The sequence below is a fragment of the Psychrobacter sp. UBA6739 genome (assembly GCF_002453835.1).
Classification (GTDB): domain Bacteria; phylum Pseudomonadota; class Gammaproteobacteria; order Pseudomonadales; family Moraxellaceae; genus Psychrobacter; species Psychrobacter immobilis_A.
Map to the genome: position 1 here is coordinate 10,474 of NZ_DKHR01000007.1, position 7,949 is coordinate 18,422.

8 protein-coding genes and 1 pseudogene are annotated in these 7,949 nt (G+C 41.0%); 3 read left to right on the forward strand and 6 right to left on the reverse strand.

The annotated features are described in order from the left end of the window. Nucleotides 1-958, forward strand: a pseudogene (locus tag B2575_RS02480) (hypothetical protein); the annotation flags it as partial. 12 nt (nt 959-970) lie between these two features. Beyond that, nucleotides 971-1,663: a hypothetical protein gene (locus B2575_RS02485; RefSeq protein WP_296240041.1), complete on the forward strand. Its 693-nt coding sequence runs from the start codon at nt 971-973 to the stop codon at nt 1,661-1,663. A 407-nt stretch (nt 1,664-2,070) separates the two neighbouring features. On the opposite strand, the gene B2575_RS02490 is transcribed toward B2575_RS02485, so the two are convergent. The 6 genes from B2575_RS02490 to B2575_RS02515 all read right to left on the reverse strand — a co-directional run bounded on the left by B2575_RS02490 (nt 2,071) and on the right by B2575_RS02515 (nt 7,143). Then, nucleotides 2,071-2,331 (reverse strand): helix-turn-helix transcriptional regulator, encoded by a 261-nt coding sequence (locus B2575_RS02490; protein ID WP_296240042.1) that lies wholly within the window; start codon nt 2,329-2,331, stop codon nt 2,071-2,073. 167 nt (nt 2,332-2,498) lie between these two features. Next, nucleotides 2,499-3,410: a hydrolase or metal-binding protein gene (locus tag B2575_RS02495; protein ID WP_296240043.1), complete on the reverse strand. Its 912-nt coding sequence runs from the start codon at nt 3,408-3,410 to the stop codon at nt 2,499-2,501. A 132-nt stretch (nt 3,411-3,542) separates the two neighbouring features. Then, nucleotides 3,543-4,649 (reverse strand): YqaJ viral recombinase family protein, encoded by a 1,107-nt coding sequence (locus B2575_RS02500; RefSeq protein WP_296240044.1) that lies wholly within the window; start codon nt 4,647-4,649, stop codon nt 3,543-3,545. 116 nt (nt 4,650-4,765) lie between these two features. Further along, nucleotides 4,766-5,758 (reverse strand): DUF932 domain-containing protein, encoded by a 993-nt coding sequence (locus tag B2575_RS02505; RefSeq protein ID WP_296240045.1) that lies wholly within the window; start codon nt 5,756-5,758, stop codon nt 4,766-4,768. 45 nt (nt 5,759-5,803) lie between these two features. Continuing rightward, nucleotides 5,804-6,085, reverse strand: coding sequence for a hypothetical protein (locus B2575_RS02510; protein WP_296240046.1), 282 nt, complete (start codon nt 6,083-6,085; stop codon nt 5,804-5,806). Nucleotides 6,086-6,213: 128 nt separating this feature from the next. After that, on the reverse strand, nt 6,214-7,143 hold the full coding sequence (locus B2575_RS02515) for a YagK/YfjJ domain-containing protein (protein ID WP_296240047.1): 930 nt from the start codon (nt 7,141-7,143) through the stop codon (nt 6,214-6,216). Nucleotides 7,144-7,560: 417 nt separating this feature from the next. Here B2575_RS02515 and B2575_RS02520 point away from each other — a divergent pair, with 417 nt between their 5' ends. Further along, entirely contained in the window at nt 7,561-7,932 is a 372-nt protein-coding gene (locus B2575_RS02520; protein ID WP_296240048.1) for a hypothetical protein, read from the forward strand. Nucleotides 7,933-7,949: the final 17 nt, after the last annotated feature.

Here is a 7,949-nt window from a genome sequence, read left to right on the forward strand (position 1 = left end):
TGAAATGATTGATCGTTCTGGTCGCGTGATCTACTCAGCACATGCAACAGATGATATTAAAGATGTGATTTCAGAAGGAATGGGATTTTCTCTAGACGCACGTAAAGAAGTTGTATTGAAAAACGCACTTTTGAAATTAGGTCAACAATTTCAAAAAGGGATTCAATTTACTCGTTCTGATTTAAAAGTCTCGAGTTCAAGTGGTCAACGCATTACCATTGATGATGCGGGGGAACGCTTAAGTACCGGAATGAAAGTCCATGTTTATCATTCAGATAAGGCAGCAGGACGTAATATTCTGATTCCAACATGGGAAGCGACTGTTTTGGAACGTCAAGGTGCGAGGGTTACTGCGCAATTAGATTTCCCTGTCAACAGCAGTGATCGTTTACCCGTGCGTTCTGGAGACAGAATTTTGCTTGATAGTTCTGCTCCAGTGGGTGACTCGAAGCAATCGCGTGTTTTATGTCCAAGCTTACATATCGAACAAGTCGGTGAAATGCCATTTTATGGTTTTGGTCCTTTGATTTACCACGCTTTCACCAGTCAGTCGAAACAACCATTTTATGCGACAGGTTCAGGCTTTAAAGGACAGACCCTACTGAAAGATTCAGTCGTTGCTATGACTGAAAATGCTGGGTTTAAAAAAGATATGAAAGCTAACTTTTATATTCCAACAGATAAATGTTTACAGCCAGTACTTAAGATTGAAGTGAAACAAGACAGTATTAAATGTAATGCAGACAAAAGTAATTGTGACGCCATATTGGTTATGGCCAGTGGTGCACGCATATTCAACAAAAAGTCTGAAAAAATAGGGGCTTATGGTTTGCAACAAGAAATCGCATTAAAAGGTATAGATTATCAGCATCGTCATGAAATGTATAACATTCAGATGTTTGAGGCTCTACCAAAAATTTTAAATCAAATCGTGCAAAAAGCCGATTCTTCAAAATAGGGATAACAAGGTATGAAAAAAATTGCAATTGTTTTAGCAATAGCAGCTTCAATGGGAGCATCAAGCGTCTATGCAGGTTTTGGGTCGCTGAGTAAGATGGCATCGTCATTATCTGAGTCTGTTACTGGTGTATCTTCTTCAAATATGGATATCAATGGTTTCTTCACGCAGGCTAAAGCAACCAATGAAATGTTTACTCAGAGTCGTACTGCTTTAGCTTCATTACTCGCAAGTAAACAAGATTCAGATGAATTAAAAGCAAAACAGAAAAGTCTGAAAACGACCTCTGATCCAAAAGAACAAGAAGCAATTCAAAAACAAATTTTAGTGTTGTCTAATGCTGTTTTAGAAGCCTCTCAAAAAGATGAAGCAGGAACAGTAGCTAAGCTGTCAGCATTGAATGTGGAGCAGAAGCAGCATTTGTTGGACTCTGCAACAAACTTTGTAATCGCAAGTTTAACCGCTCGTGAATTGGCGGTAGGTGCTAAACAAGTAGGTACGAGTTTAATAGCAAATCCAAAAAGCTTGACCAATACAGGAATGTCTTTAGTTGAGGCTAAAGGTGTGGTCGGAGATATCACTGGTATTGCTAAAAATTCAACTATGGCTTTGGTAGAATATCCAAAACTATTTAAAAAGGCTGGTATTGAATTCAAAATGCCGACAAGTTCATCAGATAAACCAAAAGTACTGAATGATATTTAAAAAGATTAATTTAGGTTAAACCTTAAACTTAATCAAAATTGCAAATGATCATTAAATCATTTAAAGAAATAAGAGAGCCCTCTAGAGGGCTCTTTTATGTTTTAGTGTTTTACGGAATTTAAAGCACTAAAATATGGTTAACGTCTCGGGACTTTCCCTTAAACTGACCGATCAAGACATGAAATTATACCAATACCATTGCTGATAAATTTTATGAGAATAATGGTGTGATATCGCGAATTGCCAACAACACACGTGAACAAGCGATGCTAGATGATTTCCCTTGAGCCATTGATGATGCCATTTAGGTAGTTATGAAGCGCATAGAATGAAGAATCTGTTAGTCTATGGATGCTGAAATTAAATGATAAATAAGCCACACCGAGTCGCTTATTTATCATTTCTATCTAGTGAAATCTAGCAGCTAGTTTAGTATTTAACCACTCTGCAATCTCAGTCTCAACCCATGCTACTCGTCCTTTAGATAATTTGACTTGAGTAGGAAAAGTCGGATCGTAACGTTTGGATCTTTTGTCTAGCATATCGTAAATAGTTGTAGTACCAAGTCCAGTGAAGTAAACCACCTCTTTTACGGGCAGCATTCTTGGTATACGTACGGCATTTAGATTTGCTGTGTGAGTTTGGTTATTAATATTTAAAGTTTCCATGATTAGCTCCTTGTAAGTGATTGAGAGCGTTTCCTCTCATACAGATTACCGAATCTCGTATTTTTTTATGGGATCCCATGTAGTCCGAACACTTCCCTTATTTCAAGCAATAAAAGGGAGCTGAATCGATCAGCTCCCTTTTATGTTCTGTATTTGGTTTGAATGCGTTAGCTCACTACTGTCACACTTTTCCGTAGACCTTGTTCGATGCTAGTCACGTTATGAGTGGCTAACCCGCTCTGATAGTTCCTTTGCAGGTTATTGCTTACGTCATCTACTTCCATCGGATAAAACTCTTCAGCGACTTCCGCTAAATCATCGCCATCAACCTCAAAGCATGAGTTCACGTAGCCCTGTTTGGCAGCTTCCTCTAATGCCACTTGATCAAAGCCGTGTTCGCTAAGCTCCGCATCAATTGCCCCGGCATCTTGCACTGCTTGTTTAAGCGTTACCCCATCACGCAATGTTAAATCGACAAAGTAAATTGGTGTCCGATAACTTTGGGTGGTGCTTTTTCCTCTGAGTGTTAGCTGTAATGGCAGACATGACAACTTATTACCCGATACCGCAGCAAAGTAGCTGAGCCTTGCTGCAAGCGTGCGAATACTATTAAAGCCTGTGGTGCGAAAGATAAAGGTGCCTAGCTCATCGTCTTCACTGAGATTGGCGTACAGTCTGCCATAAGGCTTACAAGCACCGCCTTGTGCCAGTGGACAACGATCAGGCGATGGGCAAGGATGGCTTTCAACGCCTTTACTGGTTCGACGTTGACATTGCTCACCGTCACCCACGCATAGTGGGCGTCCGGTCTGTCTATCAAATAAGGTATATTCAGCTCGCAAATTAAGCTCAGGATCATTAAACAGCATACGTACCGGTATTTGTCTGAGCTTGCCTTTACTGTGCTCTCGCAACTTTTCATCAAGTGGATGATTGATCCAGCCGTCTTTGTTTTGTACTTGACTGGTAATAGTGAATTGATCGTCCTTAGCAGGTAAACGCTTGCCATCCTTTTGAATGACACGCCCAATGCTGATACGACCTAAAACTGGAGGGGTGATGGTGAGACCTTTAATCATGGTGATATTCCTTATGTATTTAATAAAATGTGTTTAGCCATAAAAAATCCCACCTATGACAGGTGGGCTGTTATGCGCTTATTCGAGTAATTGGATTAATTTATTGATTATGATTGATGACTGATTCTTAGCTTAGTTATCGTTAAGAATCACAAAGCGACGACTGCCCGGGCGTGTTTTGCTAAACTGCTCAAGCAATTCAGGATGCGCTTTGGTGAGCGATTTACTATCCAAGCCAACACTATCTTTAGAACGTTTCCAAGAAATCGCGCCTTTCTCGAATACCGCAATCTCATTGTCTTGAATTAAGCTTTGCAACTGATGCTTCACTTGGTCATGGCGCTGCTCCAACTCTTGCATGTAATCACGGTAGCTAAGCAATTGCTCAAATAATTTATTGGCTCCGTCATCTTCCCGTAGATCAACCTTGCTGGACGGCTCAGGAGTTGGATAAAGCAGCTTTAATGCACGAGCTGCTGATTCAGAGTGATCAGGCGTTGGCGGGGTGTCGGTCTCCACGTATTGCCAGAACAGCCGCTCATGCTCGATGATGGACGCAATCAGCTTCTCATCACGCTCAACCTTAAATATCTTCGCCTCATGTCCACAGATTAACACGCAGATATGAGCAGCCTGTTTACCAGTGACTGCCAGTTGATGCTGTACTTGGCAAGTGACATACAAAGGCACGCCATGCTTCCAGAGCTTAGCGCCATGCTCCCCTGCGGTTTTGCACTCAAGAATTTGCACCTCTTCATTTCCTGTGATGGCGTAGTCTAAGTTAGCCAGCATAAAGTGATTGTCAGGATCAGGATGCTGCAAGATGGCATTAACACGCCGAACTTTATTGCCTGTGTGCTGCTGATAATACTTAGCAACCATAGGCTCCAAGATATTGCCCCAGTACAAGGGAGAATAGCCATCAATATCGTCATCTAAGTGTGAGTGCAAACGACCGGTCTTGATCATCCACAGCTCAAGCATAGAGAGATACGGATGAATACCACAAGCTGCTGCTGCGTCACTACTACCAATACCTTGCTTGCGAACTTGTAGCCATTCCTCATGACTGAGCGTTTTGGTATTGACCAGACGTTTTGCGGTGGTTGATTGAGTGGCAGACGGCTTTACCGTTTCACTATCTATATTGGTTTTTGTGGTGATGGGCGTTTTTACCTTAACGGTTACACGCTTGGTTTGTCTTAGCTGAGCGATATGGTTTAAAGCGATTGTGTTCATGGTGAACTCCTTCGTTAGATTTGTTATTGGTTAATACTGTTTATTAAAAAGACGGCATAAAAAAACCACGCTCGAAGGCGTGGTTGATTGTATGGTCAGATTTCAAATGTGACTGGTTAAGCCAGCATCAGTAAGGATTCCTCTAAACCCTTTTGTTTAAGCTTAGCGCCAGAGCCAAACCAAGCACCGTCTAATCTATGGTCTCTCGACATCGCCCGTCGTTCATGATCGACGTATTCCGTAATGCTGCATAGCAAGCCATAAGCGGTATCACGAGCGGCATCGAGATCAGCACCACGTCCTTGACCGTTAAACATCTGCATCACCTGATTCATCGCTTTTGCATTGGGCACAGCGTCTTTCTCTTTCTTAGCACTGTTAAACAGAATGATGTCATTGTCCTGATCGTTGAATACACGGCTTAGATAGTTGGCGGCTTCTGCTTGGGTGACACGCCGCTCAGATAGCTGCTTCATCTCATAGCTGTGCTCATCCCATTGCTTCACCGATATACCTAATTGCTGCTTGACCTTATCCGCATCAAACGAAGTGGAGTGCGGTACTTTTACTACGCCACCACTGCCATCAGCGAGGCTAATGGCTAAGGTGTTATTACACACCACACGGATCGATGTGAACTGTGCTGTGGTCGCCAGCGTGCCGTCACAAGCCGTTGCCAGTAACAAGTAGCCATTACTGACATCTTTGCCCTTAAGCGTTGCTGACTGGCCTGTACGGGCCAAAGCCCATAGCTTACGCCCTCCTTTAAGTACGCCAGCCGTTTCTAGCTCAAAGTCAGATTGCTCAGTAAGATCACGATAGAACTCTAAAATCTCACGCGGCTGCACTTCTTGATAACGCTGACTGACCACCGATAGCGGCTCGAAGTTATCACTACGGTACAATACCTTTTGCTCAACAAAGGGCAAAATCAGGTTATGCCCTTTGTCATTGTTTGCCATGTAGCTAACGTCCGATGACTCTATACGCCAATCCATACCCGCTTGCTTTGCCCAGATCTCGATAGGCTGTTTGGGAGCCAGCTCTTCGCCCAAACCATGCCAAGGGGTTTCGCCTACGAATGCCATTGTTTCGATTAAATGTGCCATAAGAATATTCCTTTTATTGTTGAATAAATTAAGTGGATGAATGGATTAATTAAAGCTACTAAAAATGTGAGTACAATTACTACACCGATACTGCTTGTTCGCTAATAGTGGTAAAGCGTTATTCGGTTGAGCAAGCTCGATCACCGCAGCTAAGGCAACACCTGCCACAGCACCTATAGCTGGATGGAACTTTAGGGTCTTACAGATACTGACGCCAAGACTGACTAGCATGGCAGGAGAGAACAGGCTTTCAACGATAGTACTATTACCACTACCATTCACCTCATAAACAGCAGATGAGCGACAGCAAGGACAAATGGGTTTCATAAGGGCTCCTATTTATTTTGGGCATAAAAAAGGCCTGCTCGAGGCAGACCTGAATATGTTAGATTTGGCGCTTTACTAATGACTAATGCGCTATCTCATTACTGTAATATAGGTTTGAGATTATTTTGCTATTGCTTTATGCCCCGACGTTTATTGATATCAAATTGTCCTGTACCAAAAGTTCTCATATTAGGAACCTTCATCTTCAGTCGTTGGTTAAACTTACCATCAACATCCTTAGACTTGGTCGTCAAATACTCTGACACCTCTAATACTTTTTTGACTTCATGACTATTCTTTCGATGAACCATTGCAACAGGAGATTGACCAATTTTTTTAAGCGTTTTGATATAGCCTGATGTATGACTATTAAAGTAGCCTCCTGCACCATTAGTGATAGATTCCCAAATCTCACCAATCTCCTTCGCTAAATAATAAGCGTTTTTACGCTCAGCCCCACTATAAATTAGTAACAGGTGACAGTGTAAGTTACCACTCTCTGTACGCCTATACCCTTGCTCAAGCGCCCAAGCATATCCTTCTAGTCCCTTTATGCATCTATCTTTATTACTCAAACGTTCTCTCAACACTCTCATATGCTCTCGAAACTCATCCACTCCAATTTCAGTTTTATCGCTGTTGTGATATTTCAAGTCCACCCTGACCATGAGTACTCTTGAATAATGATTTACTAATTGATTTACATACTTAGTCAGCTTCTGAGTGTTACGACGTTCTTGTAACCTAAATTTAATCTTCATTAGCGAGTATTCATTCTCATAGCTTTGAATCTCGTCCACGAATTCATAGACCAAGTCAGCATCCCAAGTGATCTCTGTAGCATAGTACTCACCTTGCAGCACTTGTATCGTAGCAATGAACCAATGGATGGTTTCATCATATTTTAGAGAGTCGTTATATTCGCTCATCAGAGCAGCATATAGATACTGCAGTTTATAACGTAGTTTACGAATACTAAACTTGCCCTCTAAAATCCCTCTTACTGTTCTATCGACATCTGTTACTACTTGGTGGTGCGTTAGTTTGTGATTTCTCATCAGTCTTGCTCCGAACGGTTATGGTTTCATAACTATCCTAGAGTCAGTTTATTTTTACTGGTTGTCAGTTATGATAAGTTTGATCGATAGATCAAACCACATAGCATTAGCATTAGCATTCCATGAGGCTGGATGTTATATAGATATTATTTATAACCCACTAAGGATGGCCAAGCTGCGCTGTAAAAACGTCCACGTATCTTTGTACCAGTTCATAAAAGATTGCTTGATATGACGGAATTAATAAAAGATGGAGTTAAGCAAATTATTGGTATATATTGTTAAAGACTGGATAATCGGGAAAAACCTATATCTATAGATGCATACAAGAGTTTTTAGTCAGACTTTTGTCAGAAAAGAATTACGGTTTTGTCAAAGCGATATTAGGTTTTTACGAGCTTTTAAGGAGAGGGAATAATGAGTAGGCAACCAAAAACATACGACCCTCAGGGTCGTATCGTTAATGACCCAAGTATAGACAATTATGCAAAGTCCCAACTTTATAGATTAGAAATAGATTGCGTTATTGATGAGATAAGAAACGGCAGAAAATTAGTAAAGGATTTTTATAAGGCATTAGATTCGTTGAGTGTTAGTGATGCAAAAGCATTACTATATATTGATAACGATGATGTAGGTGAAAGTCGGTTAAACTTAAATTATGATGATCATGACTTTATAAATTTATTAAGGGAATATCTGCAGGGATATGAAGATCCGATTAGTAGATACAACGAGTTAATTTATTTAAAAGTAAAAGATAATTTACCAGAGGACTATCTTGAATAGACCTCTTGCAAAAGTAG

Bases quoted from the DNA above. Each gene is read 5' to 3' on its own strand.
- B2575_RS02515 (WP_296240047.1), bottom strand. From the start codon at position 7,143: ATGAGAAATCACAAACTAACGCACCACCAAGTAGTAACAGATGTCGAT.
- B2575_RS02495 (WP_296240043.1), bottom strand. From the start codon at position 3,410: ATGATTAAAGGTCTCACCATCACCCCTCCAGTTTTAGGTCGTATCAGC.
- B2575_RS02490 (WP_296240042.1), bottom strand. From the start codon at position 2,331: ATGGAAACTTTAAATATTAATAACCAAACTCACACAGCAAATCTAAAT.
- B2575_RS02510 (WP_296240046.1), bottom strand. From the start codon at position 6,085: ATGAAACCCATTTGTCCTTGCTGTCGCTCATCTGCTGTTTATGAGGTG.
- B2575_RS02520 (WP_296240048.1), top strand. From the start codon at position 7,561: ATGAGTAGGCAACCAAAAACATACGACCCTCAGGGTCGTATCGTTAAT.
- B2575_RS02485 (WP_296240041.1), top strand. From the start codon at position 971: ATGAAAAAAATTGCAATTGTTTTAGCAATAGCAGCTTCAATGGGAGCA.
- B2575_RS02505 (WP_296240045.1), bottom strand. From the start codon at position 5,758: ATGGCACATTTAATCGAAACAATGGCATTCGTAGGCGAAACCCCTTGG.
- B2575_RS02500 (WP_296240044.1), bottom strand. From the start codon at position 4,649: ATGAACACAATCGCTTTAAACCATATCGCTCAGCTAAGACAAACCAAG.